Annotated in this window: 15 protein-coding genes (1 of these 15 only partly in view); 6 read left to right on the top strand and 9 right to left on the bottom strand. The window is 71.8% G+C overall.

Annotation, left to right across the window (positions count from 1 at the left end):
• The 6 genes from ACSHV8_RS18820 to ACSHV8_RS18845 form a co-directional block, all read right to left on the bottom strand.
• Positions 1-11452, bottom strand: the 5' portion of a protein-coding gene (locus ACSHV8_RS18820) for an amino acid adenylation domain-containing protein (protein WP_436534841.1). Its footprint begins 3119 nt before the window's first position; 11452 of the gene's 14571 nt are visible here — the first part of the coding sequence; it begins with the start codon at positions 11450-11452; the stop codon falls past the left edge of the window.
• Between the two features lie 76 nt (positions 11453-11528).
• Positions 11529-11747 carry an MbtH family protein gene (locus ACSHV8_RS18825; protein WP_436534843.1) on the bottom strand — a complete coding sequence of 73 codons (219 nt, stop codon included), beginning with the start codon at positions 11745-11747 and terminating at the stop codon, positions 11529-11531.
• Positions 11747-13237 carry a tryptophan 7-halogenase gene (locus ACSHV8_RS18830; RefSeq protein ID WP_436534845.1) on the bottom strand — a complete coding sequence of 497 codons (1491 nt, stop codon included), beginning with the start codon at positions 13235-13237 and terminating at the stop codon, positions 11747-11749. The genes ACSHV8_RS18825 and ACSHV8_RS18830 overlap by 1 nt, the downstream gene beginning before the upstream one ends.
• Positions 13234-13467, bottom strand: a complete 234-nt coding sequence (locus ACSHV8_RS18835; protein WP_436534846.1) for a phosphopantetheine-binding protein — start codon at positions 13465-13467, stop codon at positions 13234-13236. Before ACSHV8_RS18835 ends, ACSHV8_RS18830 begins: the two co-directional genes overlap by 4 nt.
• Before the next feature lie 58 nt (positions 13468-13525).
• On the bottom strand, positions 13526-14146 hold the full coding sequence (locus ACSHV8_RS18840) for a GNAT family N-acetyltransferase (protein ID WP_436534848.1): 621 nt from the start codon (positions 14144-14146) through the stop codon (positions 13526-13528).
• Positions 14147-15172 (bottom strand): ABC transporter substrate-binding protein, encoded by a 1026-nt coding sequence (locus ACSHV8_RS18845; protein WP_436534850.1) that lies wholly within the window; start codon positions 15170-15172, stop codon positions 14147-14149. It abuts the gene before it with no gap.
• 193 nt (positions 15173-15365) lie between these two features.
• On the opposite strand from ACSHV8_RS18845, the gene ACSHV8_RS18850 reads away from it, so the two are divergent.
• From ACSHV8_RS18850 to ACSHV8_RS18860, 3 genes are read left to right on the top strand one after another with little or no spacing between them, the layout of a single operon-like run.
• The gene (locus tag ACSHV8_RS18850; RefSeq protein ID WP_436536820.1) at positions 15366-16340 is read left to right on the top strand and encodes a FecCD family ABC transporter permease; all 975 of its coding nucleotides are present in this window, start codon (positions 15366-15368) and stop codon (positions 16338-16340) included.
• Positions 16337-17395, top strand: a complete 1059-nt coding sequence (locus ACSHV8_RS18855; protein WP_436534852.1) for a FecCD family ABC transporter permease — start codon at positions 16337-16339, stop codon at positions 17393-17395. The genes ACSHV8_RS18850 and ACSHV8_RS18855 overlap by 4 nt, the downstream gene beginning before the upstream one ends.
• Positions 17392-18336 (top strand): ABC transporter ATP-binding protein, encoded by a 945-nt coding sequence (locus ACSHV8_RS18860; protein ID WP_436534854.1) that lies wholly within the window; start codon positions 17392-17394, stop codon positions 18334-18336. The genes ACSHV8_RS18855 and ACSHV8_RS18860 overlap by 4 nt, the downstream gene beginning before the upstream one ends.
• An 819-nt stretch (positions 18337-19155) precedes the next feature.
• On the opposite strand, the gene ACSHV8_RS18865 is transcribed toward ACSHV8_RS18860, so the two are convergent.
• Both ACSHV8_RS18865 and ACSHV8_RS18870 read right to left on the bottom strand, forming a co-directional pair.
• Positions 19156-20199: an NAD(P)-dependent alcohol dehydrogenase gene (locus tag ACSHV8_RS18865; protein WP_436536822.1), complete on the bottom strand. Its 1044-nt coding sequence runs from the start codon at positions 20197-20199 to the stop codon at positions 19156-19158.
• Between the two features lie 98 nt (positions 20200-20297).
• Positions 20298-22343 (bottom strand): ATP-binding protein, encoded by a 2046-nt coding sequence (locus tag ACSHV8_RS18870; protein ID WP_436534855.1) that lies wholly within the window; start codon positions 22341-22343, stop codon positions 20298-20300.
• Positions 22344-22530: 187 nt separating this feature from the next.
• Between ACSHV8_RS18870 and ACSHV8_RS18875 the strand changes: the two genes are divergently transcribed.
• From ACSHV8_RS18875 to ACSHV8_RS18885, 3 genes are read left to right on the top strand one after another with little or no spacing between them, the layout of a single operon-like run.
• Positions 22531-23952: a PepSY-associated TM helix domain-containing protein gene (locus tag ACSHV8_RS18875; protein ID WP_436534856.1), complete on the top strand. Its 1422-nt coding sequence runs from the start codon at positions 22531-22533 to the stop codon at positions 23950-23952.
• 22 nt (positions 23953-23974) lie between these two features.
• Positions 23975-24265, top strand: coding sequence for a barstar family protein (locus ACSHV8_RS18880; protein WP_436534858.1), 291 nt, complete (start codon positions 23975-23977; stop codon positions 24263-24265).
• 49 nt (positions 24266-24314) lie between these two features.
• Positions 24315-24671 carry a hypothetical protein gene (locus ACSHV8_RS18885; protein WP_436534860.1) on the top strand — a complete coding sequence of 119 codons (357 nt, stop codon included), beginning with the start codon at positions 24315-24317 and terminating at the stop codon, positions 24669-24671.
• 4 nt (positions 24672-24675) lie between these two features.
• Here ACSHV8_RS18885 and ACSHV8_RS18890 read toward each other — a convergent pair whose 3' ends face one another.
• Positions 24676-24921: a hypothetical protein gene (locus ACSHV8_RS18890; RefSeq protein ID WP_436534862.1), complete on the bottom strand. Its 246-nt coding sequence runs from the start codon at positions 24919-24921 to the stop codon at positions 24676-24678.
• Positions 24922-25385 lie beyond the last annotated feature (464 nt).

A 25385-nucleotide genomic window follows, 5' to 3' on the forward strand; every position in this document is an offset into this window, starting at 1 on the left:
GTCGGGCGGGGGCAGCCGCCGCCGATTCCAGGAGCCGGACGAACCGGGCCGCGAGGGTTTCCGCGGACTCCAGGTCGAACAGGTCGGCCGAGTACTCGATGACGCCGCGCATCCCGTCGACCCCGTCCTCCTCGGTCACGACCACGCCGAGGTCGAACTGCGCGACCCCGGTGTCGATCGGCACCGGCGAGGTGACCAGCCCGGGCAGTCCCGGCGTCTCGGCCGGCACGTGCTGGAACGCGACCATCACCTGGAACAGCGGGTTCCGGGCGAGCGAGCGTTCCGGGTTGACCGCCTCCACGACCTTCTCGAACGGCACGTCGGCGTGGCCGAACGCGGCCAGGTCGACGGTCCGCAGACGGGTCACCAGGTCGGTGAAGGTCGGGTCGCCGCTGAGGTCGGCGCGCAGCACGAGCGTGTTCACGAAGAAGCCGGCGAGGGCGTCGAGCCGCTGGTCACCGCGGCCGGCGACCGGGCTGCCGAGCGGGATGTCGGTGCCGGCGCCGAGCCGTCCGAGCAGCGCCGACAGGGCGGCCTGGACGATCATGAACGACGTGCTGCCGGTGCGCCGGGCGAGATCCCGTACGCGCCGATGGGTTTGATCGTCGATGGTGAATCCGACGATGCCGCCGCGATGGCTCGGCACGGCCGGTCGGGGACGGTCGCTCGGCAGCGTGAGCTCGGCCGGAACACCATCGAGCGCTTCGCGCCAAAAAGCCGATTGCCCATTTTGTACGCGGTCGAGCAGGTCCCGCTGCCACAGCGCGTAGTCGGCGTACTGCACCGGCAGCGGCGCCCAGTCCGGGGCCTGCCCGGCGACCCGGGCCGCGTAGGCCTGACCGAGGTCGGCGATCAGCCGGCCCTCGGACCACTCGTCGGTGACGATGTGGTGCAGCAGGAGCAGCAGCACGTGCCGGTCCACCCCGTCGGTGAACAGATGCGGACGAACCAGCAGCTCAGCGGCGAGGTCGAAGCCGTGACGCCCGGCCTCGGCGAGTGCGTCGGCGCTGAACTCGCCGCCCCGCCAGGTCACCTCCGGCCGGTCGAGGATCCGCTGCACCGGGCGGCCGTCGACCGTCGGGAACACCGTGCGCAGGCTCTCGTGCCGGTCGAGCACGTCCTCCAGGGCGTGCCGCAGCGCGTCCCGGTCGAGCGGCCCGTCCAGGCGCAGCGCGAACGCCACGTTGTAGGTCGGGCCGGGCCCGTTGAGCTGGTGATGCAGCCACAGCCGGTGCTGGGCGGGCGCGAGCGGCAGCGGGTCGGGCCGGTCGGCCACGGTCAGCTCGGGCACGTCGGCGCCCGCACCGGACCGGTCCAGGTAACCGGCGAGCGCGGCCGGGGTCGGCTGATCGAAAACGGCCCGGATCGGCAGGGCCCGGCCGAAGACGGCGCGAACCCGGGCGGCCAGCGCGGTGGCGGTCAGCGAGTGCCCGCCGAGCGCGAAGAAGTCGTCGGCCGCGCCGACCGCGGGCAGGGCCAGGACCTCGGCGAAGAGTCCGCACAGGATCTCCTCGGTCGGGGTGCGCGGTGCGGTCGCGCCGGCGATCCCGGCGAAGTCCGGCTCGGGCAGCGCGCGCCGGTCCAGCTTCCCGGCGACGGTCAGCGGCAGCGCGTCGAGTTCGACGACGGCGGCCGGGACGAGGTGGTCCGGGAGGCGCTCGGCGGCCCACTCGCGAAGATCAGGAACCTGGCCGACGACGTACGCGACCAGGTGCCCGCTGTGGGCGACGACGGCGGCCTGCCGCACGGCCGGGTGCTCGCGCAACGCGGCGGCGACCTCGCCCGGCTCCACCCGGAAGCCACGGATCTTCACCTGGTCGTCGGCCCGTCCGACGAATTCCAGGGTCCCGTCGGCGGTCCAGCGGGCGACGTCGCCGGTGCGGTACATCCGTTCGCCGGGCCGGAACGGGTCGGCGACGAACCGGGCGGCGGTCAGGCCGGGCCGGTCCAGGTAGCCGCGGCCGAGCTGCGCACCGGACAGGTACAGCTCCCCCGCGACGCCGGGCAGCGCCGGGCGCAGCCAGTTGTCCAGGACGTAGGCGCGGGTGTTGCCGATCGGGCGGCCGACCGACGGGGTGGTGCTGTCGGCGACCCACGCCATCAGGGTGTCGACCGTGCATTCGGTCGGGCCGTACAGGTTGACCCCGGTCACGCCGTCGGCGTCGCGCAGGGCCAGCCAGATGCGCGGGTCGGCGGCCTCGCCACCGAGCGCGACCAGGGCCGGGCGGTGCTCGCCGTCGAGCAGGCCGGCGTCCACGAGGGGGCCGGCCAGGGACGGGGTGACGTCGAGGAAGTCGATCCGGTTCTTGCGCACGTAGTCGACGAACAGGGCCGGGTCGCGGCGGGTCTCGTCGTCGAGCAGGTGCAACTCGTGGCCGGCGAGCAGCCAGAGAATGCCCTCCCAGGACGTGTCGAAGACCAGTGCGGCCGAGAGTGCGGCCCGGGTGCGCTCGGGTGTGATCAGGTGCTCGCGGTGGTGCCGGTAGAAGTTGAGCAGACTGGCGTGCTCGACGACGACACCCTTGGGGCGACCGGTCGAGCCGGACGTGTAGATCAGGTAGGCGCCGTTGTGCGGGCTGACGTGCGGCAACTCGACTTCGGCGTCCTCGTCGAGCAGCGACGGCGTGACCACGACCGCGGGGGCGGCGTCGGCCAGCAGGTAATCGATGCGCTCGGCCGGGTAGTCGACGTCGATCGGCAGGTAGATCGCGCCCGCACGCAACGCGGCCAGCCAGGCGACGATCGCGTCCTCGGTCCGCGGCAGCAGGACGGCGACGACCTTCTCCGGCCCGGCGCCGCGCGACACCAGGACTCGCGCGAGGCGATCCACTCGGGCGGCCAGATCGGCGTACGTCAGCGATTGTGATCTGAATCGGAGAGCGACCGAGCTGGGCGCCCGCCGGACAGCGGCCTCGAACTCGTCCAGGATGGTGCCCGGCGCGATGTCGAGCGCCGGACCGGCCTCCTGGAGGTGGCCGGCCGGGCGGGCCCGCAGCGGCGGCGTGTCCGCGACGAACGCGTCCAGCAGCGACCGGAACTGCCCGAGAATCCGCAGCGCAGCAGCCTCGTCGTACAGGTCGGGACGGTGTTCGAGGCGCAGTCGCAGCGCCGCGTGCGGGACGACGACCAGGCTCAGCGGGTAGTGGGTGGCGTCGACCGGGATGCCGCCGCCGATCTCCAGTCCGTCGATCGGGGGCAGTCCGGCCGTCGTCGGGTAGCTCTCGAAAACGGTCAGCGTGTCGAACAGTTCGCCGACCCCGGCCAGGCGCTGGATCGTGGCGAGCCCGAGGTGCTGGTGGTCGAGGAGCGCGGCCTGTTCGCCCTGCACCCGGCGCAACAGCTCGGTCCAGGTCTCGGCCGGGTTCAGGCGCACGCGGACCGGGACGGTGTTGATGAACAGGCCGACCATGTCCTCGACGCCGGGCAGCGCGGCCGGCCGGCCGGAGACGGTGGCGCCGAAGACCACGTCGTCGCGGCCGGTCAGCGCGGCCAGCAGCAGCGCCCAGCCGCCCTGGACGACGGTGTTGAGCGTCAGCCCGTGCCGCCGGGCCGCGGCGGTCAGCCGGGCCGTGTCACTTTCGGTCAGCACGATCTCGGCGACGCGGGGCAGCACGGCGGCTGCCGGGGCGTCCGGCGCGACCAGGGTCGGCTCGTCGACACCGGCCAGGGCGGTGCGCCAGGCGGTCTCCCCGGCGGCGGCGTCCTGGGCCGCGAGCCAGGCGAGGTAGTCGGTGAACGGGCGTGGCTTCTCCACCCCGATCTGCGCGTACGAGGCGAACAGGTCCCGCATCGCCAAAGGCCCCGACCAGCCGTCCATCAGCAGGTGGTGCTGGGTGAGAACAAGCCGGTGGTCGCCGTCGCCGAGGGTGGCCAGGACGAACCGCAGCAGCGGCGGCTCCTCCAGGTCGAAGCGGCGGCGACGCTCGTCCGCGACCAGCGCCTCGAACCCGGCCGCGTCCACGGTGACCTGGGTGAACGGCACCGGCGCGCCGGCCGGGACGACCTGCACGGCCGTGCCCGCGGCGGTGCGGGTGAACCCGCCGCGCAGGTTCGGGTAGCGCCGCAACAGCTCATCGGCCGCGGCCCTGAGCCGGGCGGCGTCGACGGCACCGGTCAGGGTGAAGACCTGCTGGACGGTGTAGACGTCGGTGTCCTGATCCAGATCGGACAGGTAGTAGAGGCCTTCCTGCAGCGGGGAGAGCGGCAGGACGTCGACCAGATCCGGCCGCCGGCGGGTCAGCTCGGTGAGCTCGTCGGCGGTCAGGCCGACCAGCGGGACGTCGCTCGGGGTGAGCGCGCCGGCGCCGGGCTCGTTCGCGGCGGCCAGCAGGGCGATCAGGGCAGCCAGCCAGTCGTCGGCGATGCGGCGGACCTCGGCGTCGCCCAGCGCGGCGGCCGGGTAGCTGAACTCGGCCCGCAGTACCGGCCCGTCGGCGCTGTCGACGGTGGCGACGTTGACGGCCAGGCGGTGGCTGACCGGCATCCGCGGGTCGGCCACGGCGTGCGCGGCGGGCAGTTCGGGCGCGATCCTCCAGTCGGCGTCGGCCTGCGCCCCGCCGAAGCGTCCCAGGTAGTTGAACAGCACCTCGGGGTCGGCTTCGAGGTCGTTCAGCAGGCCGTAACCGATGCCGCCGTCCGGGATCTCCCGCAGGCGTTCCTTGACCCCGCGTAGCACGGCGACGGGCCCGGCCGCGGTGGCCGGGAGCCGAACCGGGTATTCGCTGGTGAACCAGCCGACTGTGCGGACCAGGTCGGCGCCGGGAACGACCTGCTCCTCCCGCCCGTGGCCCTCCAGCCCGACGAGCGTGCCGTTGTGCGGGCCGGAGCGGCGAGCCAGGGCCAGCGCGAGACCGGCCAGGAGAACATCCTGGACCCCGGCGCGGAAGGTGTCCGGGACGGTCGTGAGGAGCGGGCCGGTGACGGCCGCGTCCACGGTGACGGTGACCCGGCGCAGGGTTCCGGCGGTGTCGCGGGCCGGGTCGAGCGGCGACCCACCCGGGCCCTCGATGATCCGTTGCCACAGCTCACGGTCGGGCCGGACCGCGCGCAGGCCGAGTGCCCATCCACGGAACGACGTGCCGGTGGCCGCGGGCGCCTCGCCGCGGGCGGCAGCGGCCAGGTCCTCGGCGATGATCCGCCAGGAGACCCCGTCGACCACCAGGTGATGGGCCACGAGCAGCAGGCGGCCGGGCCGGCGCCCCTGGTCGAACCAGACCGCCTGAACCATCGTCCCGCCGGCCGGGTCGAGGCGGTCGGCGGCCGCTTCCCGCTCAGCCGTGACGGCCTCGGGAAGGTCGTCGGCGGTGACCACCCGCAGGTCGAGGGCCAGCTCGCCGGGTGGGACGTCCAGAGCCCAGCGGCCGTCCTCGGTGGTGATCAGGCGGGCGCGCAGCACGTCGTGCGGGGCGAGCCCGGCTCGCACGACCGCGGCGACGTCGGCCGCGGTCGCACCGGCGGGAGTGTTCAGGAGCAGGGCCTGCGAGTAGCGGTCGATCGGGGCGTCGAGACCGCGCAGCCACGCGACGATCGGGGTCTCCGGCGCGACGCCGACCCCGGACTCCGACTGCTGTGCGACCACCGATTCGGTGACCCGGGCCAGCTCGGCGACCGACTGGTGCTCGAAGACCTGCCGGGGCGCGAAGTTCAGGCCGGCCGCGCGGGCGCGGGACACCAGCTGGATGGCGAGGATGCTGTCGCCGCCGAGGGCGAAGAACCCGTCGTGCCGCCCGACCGTCTCCTCATGCACCCCGAGCAGTCCGGCGAAGAGCCCGGCCAGGGTCCGCTCGACGTCGTTCACCGGGCGCTCACCGGTGCGAACGGTCGCCTCGACGGCCGGCAGGGCCGCCTTGTCGACCTTGCCGCTGCTGGTGAGCGGCAGTGCGTCGAGCACCACGACCGCGGCCGGGACCAGGGGCGCCGGGAGCCGGGCGGCGAGGTGGTCGCGGAGCTGCTCCCCGGGGGCCGTACTGACGACGTACGCGAAAAGGCGGTTGTCCCGGACGACGACGGAGGCCTGGCTGACGGCGGGGTGCCCGGTCAGGGTCGCCTCGACCTCGCCGGGCTCGACGCGGAAGCCGCGCAGCTGCACCTGGTCGTCGGTGCGGCCGAGGAATTCGATCTCGCCGTCGCGGGTGCGCCGGACCAGGTCGCCGGTGCGGTACATGCGCTGCCCGGGCGTCCACGGGTCGGCGACGAACCGGGACGCGGTCAGGCCGGGCCGGTCGAGGTAGCCGCGGGCGAGCCCGTCCCCGCCCAGGTACAGCTCGCCGGGCACGCCGGCCGGCACCGGGCGCAGGCGGTCGTCGAGGACGTACGCGGTCCGGTTCAGTTCCGGCCGCCCGATCAGCACGGTGTCGAAGTCGTCGGTCGCGACCCAGCTGGTCGCCGTGATCGTGGTCTCGGTCGGCCCGTACGCGTTGATCAGCCGCCGCCCGCGCGACCAGCGCCGCACCTGCTCGGCCGGCATCGCCTCGCCGCCGACCACGATGGTCACGCCCTCGGGAAGGTCCGTGTCGGGCAGGGCCGCGAGCAGCGCCGGCGGCAGGTCCACGTGGGTCAGCCGACGCGAGGCGACGAACGCGCCCAGTCCGGCGCCCAGGCGCACGTCCTCGGGCACGATCACGAGGGTTCCGCCGGACAGCACGGTGGCCGCCAGTTCGCTGAACGCGACGTCGACGCCGGGCGACACGAACTGCGACGCCCGGGTGCGCGGGCCGGCCCCGAAGCCGTCGCGCACGCTCTCGACCAGCGCGGCCAGGCCCCGGTGCGGGACGACGACACCCTTGGGGCGGCCGGTGGAGCCGGAGGTGTAGATGACGTACGCGGGATGATCGGGGTTGATCTTGATCTGGGGGTCTTCGGCGTGCGGCGGCAGCTGGCCGATCTCGGTCAGCACCAGTGCCGGCCGGGCGTCGGCGATCTGCAGCTCGTGCCGGCTCGCCGGGTGGTTCGGGTCGAGCGGCAGGATCGCCGCCCCCGACTTGGCGATCGCCAGCATCGCCACGATCAGATCGGCCGAGCGCGGCATCAGCACGGCCACCACGCGCTCGGGCCCGGCGCCGTCGGCGATCAGCCGATGAGCGAGCCGATTGGCGAGAGTGTCCAGCTCGGCGTAGGTGAGCACACGGTCGCCGTCCTCGATCGCGAGCGCGTCCGAGGGCCCGGCGAACAGCTCCGGCAGCGTGCGGGGTTCTAGGTCGAGGCGCGGGCCGCGCAGCGGAACCCGCTCGGCCTCGGTCAGCAGGTCCACCGAGGAGATCGCGGTGTCCGGGCCCGAGGCGAGGGCCTCCAGCAGACGCACCAGCCGATCGGCGAAATCGGTCACCGTCGCGTGCTCGAACAGGTCGGTGCGGTACTCGACGCTGCCGGTCAGCCCGTCCGGCCGCTCGGCGACGTCGACGGTCAGGTCGAACTTGGCGGTTCCGGTCGCGACCAGCCGCGGCGTGACCTCGGTCCCGGGGAATCCGGCGATCTCGGGCAGCGCGGCCTGGTAGGAGACCATCACCTGGAACAGCGGGTGGTGGCCGAGCGAGCGGCGCGGGTTGAGCTCCTCGACCAGGCGCTCGAACGGCACGTCCTGATGGGCCAGAGCGGTCAGATCGGCGTTACGGACCCGGGCCAGCAGCTCGGCGAAGGTGGGGTCGCCGGAGACGTCGGTGCGCAGCACGACGGTGTTGACGAAGAAGCCGACCAGGCGTTCCAGGGCCTCGTCGTCGCGGCCGGCCACCGGCGTTCCCAGGGGGATGTCGTCGCCGGCGCCGAGGCGGCTGAGCAGGGCCGCGACCGCCGCCTGCAGGGTCATGAACAGGGTGACGCCGTGCTCGCGGGCGAGCCGCCGCAGGCTCTCCTCCAGGACCTTCGGGATCGGGAAGGTGACCGTGCCGCCGTCCTCGGAGGCCTGGGCCGGGCGGGGCCGGTCGGTGGGCAGGCGCAGCACCTCGGGGGCGCCGGCCAGGTTCGCGCGCCAGAACGCGAGGTCGTCGTCGGTGAACGAGTGCCAGGCAGCGTAGTCGGCGTAGCGGACCGGCAGCGGCGCCCAGCCCGGTTCGTCGCCGACCAGGCGGGCCGCGTACGCCGTGGCCAGGTCGTCGAGCATCGGGGTGAGCGACCACTCGTCGCCGGCGATGTGGTGCACGACCAGCAGCAACACGCGCTGGGCGGGGAACCAGCGGGCGCGCAGCGGCGCCTCGGCGGTGATGTCGAACGGCTCGCGCACCGCGTCCTCGACGTCGCCGTCCGCGACCAGAAGCTCCACGTCGGCGTCGAGCAGCACCGGCTCCGGATTGAAGATCGTCCGCAGCGGCTCGTGCCGGGTGACCAGGTCGTTCAGGGCCGCGCCGAGAGCGTCCAGGTCCAGGTCGCCGTCCACCTCCAGGGCCAGGGGCAGGTTGTACGTCGGGTTCGGACCGTCCAGCTGGGTGAGGAACCACATGCGGCGCTGGGCGGCCGACATGACGTCCGGACCGGCAGCACGGGTCAACCTGGGGCGATTTGTCGGCTTGAGACGGGTTTCCAGCGACAGAACGGAGGGCGCCTCGAACACGTCGCGCAAGGTCAGGTCAGCGCCGAGCACCGTCCGCACCCGCGCGGCAACCCGAGCCGCCAGCAGCGAGTGCCCGCCCAGCGCGAAGAAGTCGTCGCGCAGTCCCACCGACGGCACGCCCAGCACCTCGGCGAAGATCCCGGCGAGAATCTCCTGCGCCGGCGTGCGGGCGGTCTCGACCGCGACCGCCGCGTAGTCCGGCGCGGGCAACGCGTTACGGTCCAGCTTGCCGTTGGGCGTGGTCGGCAGCGCGGTGAGCGGCACGAACGCGGCCGGCACCATGTAGTCCGGCAGTGTCTCGGCGGCCCGCCGCCGCAGCGCGTCCAGATCGGCCGCCCCGATCACATAGGCGACCAGGCGCCGGTCGCCCGGCCGGTCCTCGCGGATGATCGCGACCGCCCGGACCACGCCCGGGTCGCCCTCCAGGACGGCCTCGATCTCGCCCAGCTCGATCCGGAAGCCGCGCAGTTTCACCTGGTGGTCGACGCGTCCGAGCACGTCGAAGGTGCCGTCGGCGAGCCGGCGGGCGAGGTCGCCGGTGCGGTACATCCGCTCCCCCGGCGCCCACGGGTCGGCGACGAACCGGGCCGCGGTCAGGTCGGGCCGGTTCAGGTAGCCGCGGGCCACGCCGGCGCCGCCGAGGTACAGCTCGCCCGGGAAGCCGTCCGGGACCGGCCGCAGCGCGGCGTCGAGAACGTACGCCCGGGTGTTCTGCACCGGATGCCCGACGCTGACGGTGTCGCAGGTCAGCCGGTGTGCGGTCGACCAGATGGTGGTCTCGGTCGGCCCGTACAGGTTGGTCACCTCGGCCGCGTGTTTCCGCAGCTCGGCCGCGAGTTCTGGGGGCAGCGCCTCGCCGCCGACCAGCACCCGCAGCCCGGTCAGCGCCTGGGCGCCGCCGGGCACGTCGGCCAGGGCGCGCCACAGCGTCGGGGTGGCCTGCACGACCGTCGCGCCGGTGCGCTCGACCAGCGCAGCGAGGACCTCCGGGTCCTGCACGGACTCCTTCGGGGCGAGCACGACGGCGGCGCCGCACAGCAGCGGCAGGTACAGCTCCAGGCCGGAGATGTCGAAGCTGACCGTGGTGACCGCGAGCAGCCGGTCGTCGCCGGTCAGGGGCACCTCGGTGCGCATCGCGAGCAGGAAGTTGACCAGGTTCTCCCTGGTCACGACCACGCCCTTGGGCTTTCCGGTGGAGCCGGAGGTGTAGAGGACGTACGCCGAATCCTCGATCTTGATCGGTGCGAGCGGCCGGCTCTCGATGCCGCCGGCGGTCACCACCAGGGCCGGGTCGCTGTCCTCGATCATCCAGGCGAGGCGGTCGGCCGGGAAGTCCGGGTCGAGCGGCAGGTAGGCGGCGCCGGTCGCCTGCACGGCGAGCAGCGTGACCAGCAGTTCGGCGGTGCGCGGCAGGCGGACGGCGACGATCCGGCCCGGTGCGGCCCCGCGTGCGGAGAGTTCCGCGGCCAGGGCGTCGACGCGGGCTTCGAGCTCGGCATAGGTGAGCGACGCGCCGTCAGGTTCGATCAAGGCAACCGATTGAGGTGTACGTCGTGTCTGCGCGCGCCAGAGCTCGACGAATCCCACGCCCGGCAGTTCCACGACGGTGTCGTCGATGATCGGGGCGTCCACGAGCCCGAGCCGCCCGGTCGGCGTCGCCGTGTCCGTGGTCGCGAGCGTCGCCAGCAGGCTGGCCAGCCGCTCGGTGTGTCCGTCGAGGTCGGACTCGGTGTAGCGGGCCGGGTTGGCGTCGATCGCGAGTTCGAGCAGGTCACCGCCGCGGTCGTCCAGGGTGATCGACAGGTCGTCGACCGGGCCGGGCGACACGTACCGCGGGGTGCCGGGGTTCCCGCCGAAGTCGAGGGTCGCCCCGAACGGTTTGATGTTGACCCACGGTCCGGCCAGTCGTCGTTCCCCGCCGAGCAGGCCCAGGTCGCGCCGGATGTCCTCGCCGCGGTAGCGCTGGTGCCGCCGGATCGCCTTGATCTCGGCGGCGACCCGGGCGATCAGCTCGCCGACGGTGTCGCCCGGGTGGACGGCCAGGCGCAGCGGCAGCACGTTGACCGCGGTGACCGGCACGCGGGCGGCGACCGAGCCGAGCCGGCCCATCATCGGCAGGCCGAGCACGACCTCGGCGGCGCCGGTGAGCCGGTGCACGTAGAGGGCGGTCGCGGCCAGCACGGCCTCGACCCGGGTCGCCTTGACGGTGCCGCCCAGCGCGGTCAGGCCGCGGCCGGTCGCGGGCGGCAGGGCGGCGCGCCGGCGCAGGAAAGTGGGGCTGGGCCGGACCGGGCCGGACGCCAGGTCGGGCACCTCCAGGCCGGCCAGGTGCTCGCGCCAGAACGCGCGGTCGGTCTCGCGCTTGTCCGACGCGCGGTAGGCGGTGTCCTCGGCGACGACCTCGGCCAGAGTGCCGAACGGGTTCTCGGGCACATCCCGGCCGGCCGCGAGGGCGGTGTAGACGGTTGCGAGGCGGCTCGCGACCAGCGCGGACGTGTAGGCGTCCATGACGATGTGGTGACAACGCTGGTACCAGGTCCAGCGGCCGGGGCCGCGCCGGATCAGCGCCTGCGCGAAGACCGGCCCCTCGGCCAGGTCGATCGGAGTGGCCAGGTCGTCGCGAATCCACCGGTCGAGGGCGTCGTCGTCCAGCTCCAGGACCGACACGGCCCACCGCGGATCATCGACAATCTCTTGCTGAGGTACGGCGTCAGCGACCGTGAACCGGGCGCGCAGCGCCTCGGCGTCGGTGAGGGTGCGGCGCAGCGCCCGTTCGAACACCACCGGGTCGATCTCGCCGTCGATGTCGACGCAGGCGGCCGTGGTGAACGCCGGCCCCGGGTCCAGGTGCTGGGCGAACCAGACACCGGCCTGGGCCGCGGTGAGCTCGAGACGGTCGACATCGGGCACTGGGGTTACTCCGTTTTTGTGCAGGGTGGATTCCGCCGCGCCCGGCCGGGCGCGGCGGAACACGGTGGGGCGGCGGTCAGCCGGCGGCGTCCATCCGGGCGATCAGCGACGCGGGCCGCATGTCGGTCCAGCTCTTCTCGACGTAGTCGAGGCAGGCGGCCCGGCTGTCCTCGCCGAACGCGACGGTCCAGCCGGCCGGGACGTCGGCGAACGCCGGCCAGAGCGAGTGCTGGCGTTCGTCGTTGACCAGCACCAGGTACCGGCCGTCCTCGTCCTCGAACGGGTTGGTGGTCACTACGCCTCCTTCCAGGCCAGGCCGTCGGCCGACGGGACAAGGCCGTTCTCCAGCAGCGGGAGCTCCTTGGCGGCCTCGCCGAGCACGCCGCGCACCTGCACGTTGTTCATCTCGGCCATCACCTCGCGGACCACCGGCGTACCGAAGAGGTGGTGCATCTTGTCGCCGGTCTCGGTCTCCATGCTTCCGGTGCGCTCGACCGCGTCGGCCAGCGCGCCGGAGGACTCGCGGAACTCGCCGACCAGCTGCTCGGCGTTGGTGAAGGCCTGCTCACCGGAGTGCACGCCGCCGACCAGGCTGACGAACGCCTCCAGGTCGGTGGCGTTGAAGTTGGTGACCTTGCGGGCCTTCCAGAAGTACGACTCCTCGTTGCTCTGCATGTCGTAGAACGCGGAGAGGAACTCGTAGAACACCCGGTACTCGCGGCGGTAGCGGCCCTCGAACTCGCCGAAAGCCCGCTCCTCGGTGATGTCGCCGGCCAGCACGCTGTTGATCGACCGGGCCGCGAGCAGGCCGGCGTAGGTGGCCAGGTGCACGCCGGTGGAGAAGACCGGGTCGATGAAGCAGGCGGCGTCGCCGACCAGCACCATGCCGGGCCGGTGGAACGTCGAGTTGGTGTACGAGTAGTCCTTGCGGGTGCGGATCTCGCCGTAGGTGCCCTCGGTGACCCGGGTCGCGTCGGCCAGGAAACCCTTGACGATGTCGCAGCGGTCGATGAAGCCGCGCAGCGCCTCCTCCTGGTCGCCCTGCAGCTTGGCCGCGTGCTCCCGGCTGATCACGGCGCCGACGCTGGTGAGCGTGTCGGAGAGCGGGATGTACCACATCCAGCCCTCGTCGAACGCGGCGCAGAGGATGTTGCCGCTGTCCGGGGCGGGCAGGCGCTTGCCGCCCTCGAAGTATCCGAACAGGGCGATGTTCTTGAAGAAGTCCGAGTAGATGCGCTCGCCCTTGACGTTCTGGTGCACGCGGCTGCGGTTGCCGGAGGCGTCCACCACGAACGTGGCCCGGATCTCGTGCTCGGCACCGTCCGGGTCGGTGTAGCGCACGCCCCGGACCCGCTCGTCGTCGCCGATGACCTCGGTGACCGGGCTGTTCTCCCGTACGTCAACGCCGTTTTTCGCAGCATTGCGCAGCAGGATGTCGTCGAACTTCATGCGCTCGACCTGGTAGGCGTAGGAGGTCGGGCCGGACAGTTCGGGGGCGACCGCGAACAGGAAGTTCCACGGCACCGGGTTGGTGCCCCAGCGGAAGCTGCCGCCCCGCTTGACCATGAAGGACGCCTTCTCCAGCTCCTCGGTCACGCCCAGCATCCGGCCGATGCCGTGCACCGTGGACGGCAGCAGCGACTCACCGATCTGGTAGCGCGGGAAGGTCTCCTTCTCCAGCAGCACCACGCGGTGCCCGCCTTTGGCCAGCAGGGTGGCGGTGGTCGACCCGCCCGGGCCGCCGCCGATGACGACGATGTCGGCGCTCTCGATGATCGGGCTCAACGCTTCCCCTCCAGCAGGTTCCACCACGCGGTGACCGTCGGCTCCTTGGCCAGGTCGAGGTATCCGGCCTCGTAGCCGGCCTCCCGCCACCGGGTGGCGAGACTCATCAGCCGGATGGAGTCGAGACCGAGTTCGATCAGGTTCTCGTCGTCGGCGAAACTGCCCGGCTCCTCGGCCAGCACCTCGGCGACGTCGCTGCGCAGACGTTCGAGGCTCAGGGGTGCGGTCATCTGCGGGGGTCCTTCGGTAGTTGTTGTTCTCATTGCTAGTTAGGTAAGGCTTACCTTACTAATCGACGCCGGTAAAGGTGCGCTCGGGGTCATTTCCTGAAATCTCATAGAAATACAGGGCAGCACGTTTATGACCAAGATCACGAACGCCCAGCAGCCGGAATCCGGCGCCCTCGAACATGCGCCGGGCCATCGCGTGACGCTCGTCCGGATCGGCCAGCACCCGCCCGACCCGCGGGTCCGCGACCGACAGCCCCTCGGCCAGGGCCCGGACCATCGCGCGGCCCAGACCACGGCCGGTCCGGTCGCGGTCGCCGATCGCCAGGTGGATGCCGAGGTCGTACGGGCCGGCGTCGTACCGCAGGCCGACGACGTCCCGCGGTGTGCGATAGATCTCCACGTAGGCCAGGGGCTCGTCCTCGTAGGACACCAGGCACGGACGTGAGCACTCCCCCGCCAGCTGCCCGGCCAGGGCGTCCGACCAGCGCTCGGGCGACCACGCCTGCTCCCAGAACAGGTCCACGTGGGGCTCGTTCATCCAGCGGCTGACCAGCTCCGGGTCGTCCCCCTTGGCGTCGAGGACCCGGATCGACCAGGGTGCCTCGAGGACCGGCAGGGGCGGGGGCCCCGCCGCGACCACCGCCGCGGCGAGACCGTCCGTCACCTCGCGGGCGGACACTCAGGAGGCCTTCTTGGCCGCGTCCGAGATCCCCGGCAGGACGTTCTCGATGAGGTACTGCACCGACAGGGCGGTCGGGGAGCGCAGCGCCGAGAACTGGGTGCCGGTCAGGGCCACGTACGAGCCGCGCTTGACCGAGGCCAGGCCCTTGAACAGGCTGTTGCCCTCCAGGGTGGGCTGCAGGCTCGCGTCGGCGTAGTAGATCAGCGTGACGTTCGAGTCGAGCACGCCGACCTTCTCCAGGCTCAGCTGCACCGCGAACTCGTCGCCCTTGAGCGCGGCCACGGCCGGGGCCAGCTTCATCCCGAAGTCGTTGAGCATCTTCACGCCGGCGTCCTTGTCCGAACGCAGCACGCCGATCGAACCGGCCTCCCACATCTGGCTGAGCGTGAACTCCTTGCCGGTCAGCTCCGGGTGGTCGGTCTTGGCCTTCGCGACCTTGCCCTCGACCTCGGTGACGACCTGCTCGGCCTTCGCGCCCTGGCCGACCGCCTTGCCGACCTGGCGCAGCGTGGTCTGCCAGGAGTCCTCGAACGGGCCGGTGGTCTCGTACGCCGTGGTCGGCGCCAGCTTGCTGAGCTTCGCGTACTCGTCGGCGATGTAGTAGTCGCCGCCGGCCAGGATCAGGTCGGGCGCCAGAGCCGCGATCTTCTCCACGTCGAAGCCGGTGTCGCCGGCCGTCAGCACGGTCGGCTTGCTGGTCAGCAGCGGCTTGGCCCAGTCGGTGACGCCACCCTCGCCCGAGGACTCGGCCACGCCGACCGGCTGCACGCCGAGCAGCAGCAGGGCATCCAGGTCGGCATCGGACAGTGCCACGACCCGCTGCGGGGCCGCCTTGACCTCGGCCGTACCGAGCTTGTGGGTCAGCGTCACCGGGAAACCGGCCGCCGCGGCCGTCGAGGAACCCGGTGCCGCCGCCGTGTCGTCACCGTCGTCGCCGCCGCACCCGCTGAGCACGGTCAGCCCGGCGGCGAGCGCTAGTCCGGCCGCGACCGTGCGGCGGGAAACGGAGATGGGGAAGGACATGTGGGACCTCTCGATCGCAAAGTTAGGTGAGGCTAAGCTAAGCGACGCTTCGTTGCCGAGGCAATACGGGGGTCCGTGTTTTGGTAAGGCTAACCTTTCATAGGATTTCAGCAATGGACGCGAAGGAAAACGGATAGTGGCCACACTCCGGCTCGCCCGCCCGGCGCCGGTCTCCCACCGTCGCGGCTGGACGCTGATCGGCCTGCTCGCCGCGGTCGCGGCGGCCGTCGTGCTGAGCCTGTCGATCGGCGCGCAGACTCTCAGCCCGAGCGAAATCTGGCACGCCCTGGCCGACTCCGACCCGGCCTCGCCGGCCACCGCCATCGTCCACGAGCTCCGACTGCCCCGGACCGTCCTCGGTGTCCTGGCCGGACTCGCCCTCGGCGCGGCCGGTGCCCTGATGCAGGGACACACGCGCAACCCGCTGGCCGACCCCGGGCTGCTCGGCATCTCCGCCGGCGCGTCGTTCTGCGTGGTCATCGGCATCCAGCTCGGCGTCGGCGCGCTCACCGGCTACATCTGGTTCGCCTTCGCCGGGGCGCTGCTGGCCAGCCTGGCCGTCTTCGCGGTCGCGGCCGGCGGGCGCGGCGGGCCTACTCCCGTCACCCTCGCGCTGGCCGGGCTGGCGATGAGCGCGCTGCTCAGCTCGTTCACCCAGTCCATGCTGCTGACCAACGACGCCAGCCTCAACGTCTTCCGGTTCTGGGTGGTCGGCTCCATCTCGGGCCGGGACACCTCGGTCTCGGCCCAGGTCGCGCCGTTCATCGCCATCGGACTGGTCCTCGCGATGATCAACGCGCCGGCACTGAACGCGCTCGGACTCGGCGAGGACGTCGCCCGGGCCCTCGGCCAGCGCATCCTGCCGGCCCGGATCGTCGGGGTGACCGCGATCGTGCTGCTGGCCGGGGCGGCGACCGCGGCCTGCGGGCCGATCATCTTCCTCGGGCTGATCGTGCCGCACGTGGCCCGGACGCTGACCGGGCCCGACCATCGGTGGCTGATCCCGGCGTCGGCGCTGACCGGGGCGGTCCTGCTGCTGGTGGCCGACACCATCGGGCGGGTCGTGCTGCGGCCGGCCGAACTGCAGACCGGGATCGTCCTCGCGTCGGTCGGGGCGCCGTTCTTCATCGCCCTGGTCCGCCGCCGAGCCGGGACGGTGAAGCTGTGACCGCCGCTTCGACGTCGCTACGGCCTCGCGGTCGCCTCGTCCTCAGCGCGGGGCGCTTCACCACGACCGTCTCACCGCGCGGGGTCGCCGTCGGCATCGCCGGGCTGGTCGCCGTGATCGCCGTCGCGGTGCTCAGTATCAGTCACGGAAGCTTCACGATCGCGCCCGGCGACGTGGTCGCCACGCTGCTCGGCGGCGGCACCGCCGCCCAGAAACTGATCGTCCTCGACCTGCGGCTACCCCGGATCCTGGTCGCGCTGCTGGTCGGCGCCGCCCTCGCGGTCTCCGGAGCACTCACCCAGACATTCGCCCGCAACCCGCTGGCCAGCCCGGACGTACTCGGCGTGACCAACGGCGCCTCGCTCGGCGCGGTCGCGCTGATCGTGCTCGGCGGATCCGCGGTCACCGGCGTACCCCTGGCCGCCCTGGCCGGCGGCCTGATCACCGCCGCCGCCGTCTACCTGCTGGCCTGGCGGCGCGGCGTCGACGGCTACCGGCTCGTGCTGATCGGCATCGGGGTCGGCGAGATCGTCAACGGCGGCGTCTCCTGGTTCCTGATCCGCGCCGAGATCGTCGACGCCACCCGCGCCACGATCTGGCTCAACGGGTCGGTCGCGGGCGCCGACTGGGTGCAGGTGCGGCCCCTCACCCTGGCCCTGGCGGTACTCCTCCCCCTGGCCGTCGCCACCGCCTTCACGTTGCAGGCATTGCAGTTCGGCGACGACGTGGCCCGGTCACTGGGCGTACGCCTGCAGTTGGCGCAGTTGGCAGTTGTCCTGACCGCCGTCGCCCTCGCCGCCGCCGCGGTCGCCGCCGCCGGCCCGATCGAATTCGTCGCCCTGGTCGTCCCGCAGATCGCCCTGCGCCTGTGCGGAGGCTCACGCCCGCCGCTGATCGTCTCCGCCGTCCTCGGCGCCCTGCTCGTCTCCGCCGCCGACCTGGTCGCCCGCGTCGCCCTGCCCGGCCGCGAACTCCCGGTCGGGCTGGTCACGGCCATCCTCGGCGCCCCCTATCTGCTGTGGCTGCTGATCCGCACCAACCGGAGGACCACATGACCTCATCCGAGGATCTCCGCGCCGACCCCTCCCCCGGCGCGGCCTCCGCACCCGCCGCCGGCCGATCCGACCTTGTCCCCGCGGCCGACCCGGCCGATTTCGCGGCGGGTTTCTCGCCGGCTTCCGCCGCGGATTCCGTGTCGGCGTCGTCGTCCGGGACTCGGCTGCAGGCCCGAGGGCTGCGGCTCGGCTACGGCGATGACGTGGTGGTGGACGGACTAGATCTGGACATTCCGGATAAAGCAGTAACCGCGGTGATCGGCCCGAACGGCTGCGGCAAGTCCACCCTGCTCCGCGCCCTCGGCCGCCTGCTCAAACCGTTCGCCGGCGAGGTCCTCCTGGACAGCCGCCGCATCGACCGGATCCCCACCCGCGACGTAGCCCGAATCGTCGCCATGCTCCCCCAATCCCCGGTCGCCCCGGACGGCCTCACCGTCGCCGACCTGGTCATGCGCGGTCGCCACCCACACCAGACCTGGTTCCGCCAATGGTCGGCCGGCGACCAGAACGTCGTCACCGAAGCCCTCGAGTGGACCGACATGCGCGACTTCGCCGACCGCCCGGTCGAAGCTCTCTCCGGCGGCCAGCGCCAACGCGCCTGGATCTCGATGGCCCTGGCCCAGGGCACCGACATGCTCCTGCTCGACGAACCCACCACGTTCCTCGACCTGGCCCACCAGATCGACGTACTCGACCTGGTCACCCGCCTGCACCGCGAGCGGAACCGCACCATCGTGATGGTCCTGCACGACCTGAACCTCGCCGCTCGCTACGCCGACCACGTCATCGCCATGCACGCCGGCCGCATCGTCGCCCAAGGCCCCCCGGCCGAAGTCTTCACGGTCGACCTGCTCTCGGAGGTCTTCGGCCTCACGGCCATGGTCGTCCCCGACCCTGCAACCGGCACCCCGCTGGTGGTCCCCCTCCCCAAAACAAGCTGACCCACCCCCGAGCACCAGCCAAGCCCACCAAGCCGCCGCCCAGGAACCCCGCAGCCACCCGAGACAGCTCTCACCACCAGCCGAGCCCAGCGAGCTGGCACTGAGGGTCGTGTCGAGCACCCAAACCAGCCCTCGGCACCAGCCGACCCGCCCGAGCTGGCATCCACGGCTGCTCCAAGCCTCCGGAACAGCCCTCAGCACCAGCCGAGCCGAGCGAGCTGGCATCCACGGCTACTCCAAGCCCTCCGGAACAGCCCTCAGCACCAGCTGAGCCGAGCGAGCTGGTGCTGAGGGCTGTGTCGAGCCCTCCGGGACAACCCTCAGCACCAGCTGGGAGCTTGCGGCGCGAGCGGGCCGCGACCAACGACGTACCTCCGAAGCAACCGCACGCAAAGGCGCAGCGCAAGCGGCGGCAACCACTGCGACCCGAAGCGCGGGCCGCCTGGCGACCCACCGCAAGCAAAGGATTGGCGCGAGCGGCGGCAACCACCGCACGCCGACGCGGGGGCCGCCTGGCAGCCCACCGCAAGCAAAGGACCGGCGCAAGCGGCGGCAGCTAGCGCAATCAAAAGCGGACATCGCCAGCGAGCACAGGACGGGCGCAAGTCGCGGCAGATCCGGAGCCGAAGCGGCGGGCGAGGCGCAGACGGCAAGCGGCGGGCGAAAGTGCAGGCCGCGAGCGGAGGACGCGGGCGGAGAGCGGGTGGAGGGCGGAGCGGATGGAAGGCGGAGAGCCGGTGGAGGGTGGTGGGCGTGGGCGGGGAGCGGCGGGCAGGCAGCGGGCCGGGGAGGCGGCGCCGCTGCCTGCGCAGGCAGACGTCAGCGCAGCGAATCGATGTCGATCACGAAGCGGTACCGCACGTCGGACTTGAGGACCCGCTCATACGCCTCGTTGACCGATTCCGCCCCGATCACCTCGACCTCCGGCGCCACCCCGTGCTCCGCACAGAAGTCCAGCATCTCCTGGGTTTCGGCGATCCCCCCGATGTTCGACCCGGCGAACGACCGCCGCTGCCCGAACAGTGCGAACACCGGCACCTGGAGCGGCTCCGGCGGCGCCCCCACGCTGACCAGCGTCCCGTCGAGGCGGAGCAGCCCCAGGTAGGCCCGCATGTCGACCGGCGCGCTGACGGTGTTGATGATCAGGTCGAAGCTGTTGCGCAGCGCCTTGAACGTGTCCTCGTCGCTGGTCGCGTAGTAGGCCGATGCCCCGAACGCGAGCCCGTCGTCCTTCTTGCTGAGCGTCTGCGACAGCACGGTCACCTCGGCTCCCATGGCCGCCGCGATCTTGACGGCCATGTGTCCGAGTCCGCCCATGCCGACCACGGCCACTTTGCGGCCCGGCCCGGCGTTCCAGTGGGCCAGCGGCGAGTACGTGGTGATCCCGGCGCACAGCAGCGGCGCCGCCGCCTCGTACGGGATCGCCTCGGGCACCCGCAGCACGAAGGCCTCGTCGACCACGACGTGCGTCGAGTATCCGCCCTGGGTGACGGTCCCGTCCCGGTCGATGCTCGAGTACGTGCCGACGTTGCCGGCGAGGCAGTACTGCTCCAGGCCGGCCTGGCAGTTGTCGCAGTCCCGGCACGAGTTGACCATGCAGCCGACCCCGACCCGGTCGCCGAGCGCGTGCCGGGTGACCTCGGCGCCGATCTCGGCGACGACGCCGACGATCTCGTGGCCGACGGTCAGCGGGTACGGAACTTCGCCCCATTCCCCGCGCACGGTGTGGATGTCGGAGTGGCAGATCCCGGCGTACCGGATCTCGATGAGAACGTCGCGCGGTCCGAGGTCGCGCCGCTCGATCGTGGTGCGCACGAGCGGATCGGTGGCCGAGGTCGCGGCGATCGCGTTGACGGTGAGAATGATGCCCTCCAGTTACGAACAGATCATGTGCGTATCCATCACATCTACCCGGTGCGGGCCGGAGAAGTCACCAGCGATGGGTGTACCAGCAGTACACGTCAGACCGGGGTGGTGGCCGGGTTGCGGCGGCGCGGGTCGGCGGTCAGCCCGGCCGCGGCCGGGTGCGGGCGCGGCACGGTGAGCACGAACGTCGATCCGTGGGGTGTGTGCGGCCGGTATCCGACGTTGATCCCGCCCGCTTCGGCCAGTTGCCGGACCAGGTAGAGCCCGAGTCCGGTGCCCGGTTTGGTGATCGCGACGCCGGTTTCGGCGCGGGCGAACCGGTCGAACAGGTGCGGCACGAACGCGGACGGCACCCCTTCGCCGTTGTCGGTGACGTGGATCTCGGCGTGCTGCGGGCGGCCGATGACGTGGACGGTGACCGGCGGGGCGCCGTACTTGACCGCGTTGCCGATCAGGTTGCCGAGGATCAGCTGCAGGTGGGTGGGGTCGGCGATGGCGATGGTCCGGTCCGGTGCCAGCACGGTGACCGGCTGGTTCGCGGTGAGGCCCTGCGCGGCGATCGCCTCGGGCACGACCTGTGACAGGTCGAGCACGACCGGGCGGGCCACGATGGCACCGGCGTCCAGTTGGGCGAGGGTGAGGATCTCCTCGACGAGCTGGTCGGCGCGATGTCCGGCCGCGGTCATTTTCCGTACGTAATGAAGCCGATCTTCATTGGAGAGGTCGCGCCACTCCTCGATCAGCAACTCGCCGCCGGCCACGATCCCGGTCAGCGGCTGCCGGACGTCGTGGGTGAGCATCGTGATGAAGTCGGCCATCTGCGCGTTGGCCTGCTGCAACTGCTCGGCCCGCTCGGCCAGTTCGGCCTGCTGCTGGTCGCGGGTGCGCTCCAGCGCGTTACGTTCGGTCATGTCGATGATCTGGGCCGCGAACACCTGCGGTTGACCGCCCGCGTCCCGGAGCAGGATGCTCGTCACGACCACTTCGAGGTAGTGCCCGTCCGCGTGGCGGTAGCGTTTCTGCAGTTCGAAGCCGTCGAGCCGGCCGTCGCAGCAGTCGGCGACCGCCTCGGCGCAGCATGCCGTGTCCTCGGGGTGGGTGAATTCGGTGAAGACGTGCCCGATCAGTTCGCCGGTGGGGCGGCCGAGCATCCGGGCCAGTGCCGGGTTGACCCGCAGGAACCGGCCGCGCGGGTCGGCCAGCAGCATCCCGATCCGCGAGTTGTCGAAGACCTTGCGGAAGCGCTGCTCGCTGGCCTGCAGCTCGCACCGGTTGCGCCGGGCGCGGGCGGCGACGACGACGACGAGCAGTCCGACGGCGGCCGCGGTGATCACGGCGACCCGTCCGGCGGTCTCGTTGCCGTGCACCGTGCCGAAGAGCACTCCCTCGGGCACGGTCGCGGAGATCCGCCACGGCGTGCCGGGGACCCGCAGTGCCGCGTAGCGCCACCAGTGACCGCCGGACCAATACCGGCCCCGGTCGTGCGCGGCCAGTTCGCGGGCCAGGTCGGGGTCGCGGGAGCTCAGGGCCGGGCGGGTGGTGTCGAGCGGGCGGTTGCCGGCCGCGATCAGGCCGGCCTCGTCGGAGAGCTGCACCCGGATGTCCTTGAACGTCCAGGCCGTGGCCAGGTACGACGACAGCGGGGTGTCGGTGATCGCGACCGCCCCCGAGAACACCCGCCGGCCCGACGGGGTGGGGAACGGCACCGCGAACGCGATGACCGGCGTGCCCCGGATGGCCGAGGGCACCACCGACGACACCGCCGGGCGGCGGTCGCGGACGGCGGTGCGCAGGTGGGCGTACTTCTCGGTCAGGTCCTGTCCGATTCTCGCCGGGTCGGCCGGCACCGCGCGCAGCAGTCGCCCCTGTGAGTCCAGCAGTACAGCGGCCGTGTAGCCGAAGCCGCCGACCGTCCGGTCGAAGTCCCGCTGGTTCACCACCGGGTCGGCCAGCAACGCCCGGGCCTGGGCCCGTTCGCGTTCGATCAGATCGACGACGTAGCTGCCGACGAAATCGCGCAGCAGGTCCAGCTTCATCTCGAACCGCTGCACCAGGCCGGCGCGGCTCTCGGCCTGCGCCCACAGCAGTGCCGCCGTACCGCTCGCGGTCAGGACCAGCCAGATCGCCAGGGGAACGGCCACGAATTGCCACCACTTCCGCGGTGACCAGCCTGCCCGCACTCCTCAACGATGGGCCGCCGGGCACGGCAGCCGCAGCTCAATCCGGCAACCCGAGCCGCCGCCGGCCATGGCTGAGAAATCGCTGGGAACCATCGGGATCCTTCGGGCGACTATCGGGCAACGCTCCGACACCTGACGAGGACGACCGATGGCCGTGATCCCCGATCTCCGCGCACCCGTGCGGAAACCTTCCGCCTTCGGCGGGCTGCTGCTGCGTCTGCACTTCTACGCCGGCCTGCTGGTCGCGCCGTTCCTGCTGGTCGCGGCGACGACCGGCATGCTCTACGCGTTCACCCCGCAGATCGAGCGGCTCGTCTACAGCACCGAGCTCACCGTGAGCGACAAGGGCGACGCGATCCTGCCGCTGGCTGATCAGGTCGCCGCGGCCCGGGCCGCTCATCCCGGGGGAGAATTATTGGGGGTACGGACGGGAGACCCTTCCGTCACCACCCAGGTCGACTTCTCCGACCCGTCCCTGGACGCCGACCATCAGCGCACCGTATATGTGAACCCGTACACCGGTGCGGTCACCGGCGAGCTGACCACGTGGTGGGCCGCCACCCCGCTCAACGAGTGGCTCGACAACCTGCACGCGAACCTGCACCTGGGCGACACCGGCGCCCTCTACTCGGAGCTGGCCGCCAGCTGGCTGTGGGTGCTGGCCCTCGGCGGCGTGATCCTGTGGTGGCGACGGCACTCGGCCAAGCGCCGCATGCTCGTCCCCGACCTGGCCGCGAAGAAGGGCGTCCGCCGCACCCGGGGCTGGCACGCGGCCACCGGCCTGTGGATCACGGTCGGCCTCCTGTTTCTCTCGGCCACCGGCCTGACCTGGTCCAACCACGCGGGCGCGAACTTCAGCGCGTTGATCGACTCGCTCGACGCCAGCCGCCCGGCCGTCTCCACGTCCCTGACCGGCACCGCCGCCGCGAGCACCGGCGGCGGCCACCACGCCGGCATGTCCATGGGTGGCGCCGAGGCCGGAGCGGTCGACCCGGCCGCCATCACCGTCGTGTACCGCAGCGCCGTCGACGCCGGCCTGACCGGTCCCGTCACGATCACCGTCCCGTCCGACGCGACCACCGCCTGGACCGTCTCCGGCAACGACAGCCTCTGGCCGGTCGGCCGCGACAGCGTCGCCCTCGACTCCACCGGGAAGATCGTCGAGCGCATCGACTTCGCCGACTGGCCGGTGCCGGCCAAGCTCACCCAGTGGGGCATCTACGCCCACATGGGCCAGCTGTTCGGCCTGCCCAACCAGATCCTGCTCGCGGCCCTGGCCCTGGGCCTGATCTGCGTCATCGTCTGGGGCTACCGGATGTGGTGGCAGCGCCGCCCCACCCGCACCGACCGCCGGTCCCTGGCCGGCACTCCCCCGGCCGGTGGCAACTGGACCGGCCTGCCGGCGTGGTCGATCGCCGTGGGCCTGCCGGTGCTGTTCGCGGTCGGCTGGTTCCTGCCGCTGTTCGGTGTCCCGTTGCTGGCGTTCCTGGCCTTCGACCTGGTCATCACCACCGTCCGTCGCCGCCGCGACCCGGTCGTCCCGGTGAGCCCGGCCCCGGCCGGTCGCTGACCGAGCCGGTATCGTGCGGGTGGTGCGGGTAGAGATCGACGGCCACCGGATTCGCAGCGAGGCCGACTTCCATCGGCAGGCGGCCTCGCTCCTGGACTTCGGTCCCTACTACGGCCACAACCTGGACGCGCTGTGGGATCGGCTCAGCACCGACGTTCCCCGGCCGGTTCACCTGGTCTGGTCCGCCGCCGACGTCAGCCGCGAAGCCATGGGCGCGACGGCGTTCGACCGCGTCGAGCGGATCCTGCGGAGGACCGTCGAACAGGACGCCGGCTACAACTGGGTGGACCGCTTCACCTACCAACTCACCTGACCCGATTAATCCGGCTGACTTCGCGGGGTCGTCTCGCTACCTTGGCCCGATGTGCCGGTACGCCGAGGTCTTCTACAAGGTTCACTACGTGTGCGTGCCGTGCCGCCGCAGCAGCAAACTCCCGTGGGACGCGGTGGAGCATCCGTGTCCACGATGCCGGGTGCCCATGGTGTTCGCCGGCCACGACTTCGCGGCACCCCGCCACCGGAACACCTCCGGCTGGGTCGCCGTGGCGGCGGTGCTCGCCGCCGGCTTGCGCTACGAAGGTTTCCAAACGTGCGGCTGCGGGCGGGACCCGAAGTTCCGGCCGCGGACCAGCGCCCAGGTCCGCCGCCGTCTCCGGCTGGCCGAGCGCCGCGGCATTCCGGTCGCGGCCGCACTCGCCGCCCGCGATCCCTGTGCCTGACTCGTCACGTGTCCGGTGATCGCTGGTCGAGGAACACATAACCGGTCATCGAAAGCGTCAGCGCCGCCGCGAAAGTCGCGGCCGTCGTCGTGACGATTTCCATGCCGCTCGCCTTCAGGATGAACGCCGTCAATCCGGCGATCACTGCGGCCATGCCCGAGAGAACCGCAAAGAATACGAAGTAGGTTCTCCGATGAATGGCCGGCGTCGCCGCCCGTGATCGGTTGCGATGGGATTCTCTGGTTGCCATAAGTTTTCTCCTCGCCTGCCCGAACGGCCTCAGCCCGGCCGGATTCACTGACGGAATGCGAGCCGTCGAAGCGTGGATCCTTGGTCGCCGCGGGTCGCTGAGAGCACGGTAGTTCACCGAATCGGATCGTGCGCCGGGCCGGCGAGCGCGGGGTGCGAAGTGGAGGGACTCGGAGGAGTGGACTTCGCGGCTCGGCCCGAATTGATCTTTTCGAGCCCGCCGTTCATTCCACCGAATGGGCTATGACGAGGCCCGCTTTTGCGAGTCCGGCTCATATATCTGCCCGCAAATGGCGGCGATGTGATCTGCGCCACAAATGCCTCTCCACTTGCCTTCCAGAGCCCCCCAAAATTCTCCATTTTCCTCCACCCGCACGCATAAAGTATCGCTTTGCGAATGACCGGAAAATGTGAATGCCCAGGTCAACCTGGGCGGAGTGAAGTGGAGAAGGCCACAGGCCTCCC

Source organism: Actinoplanes sp. HUAS TT8, from assembly GCF_051380535.1.
Taxonomy (GTDB): domain Bacteria; phylum Actinomycetota; class Actinomycetes; order Mycobacteriales; family Micromonosporaceae; genus Actinoplanes.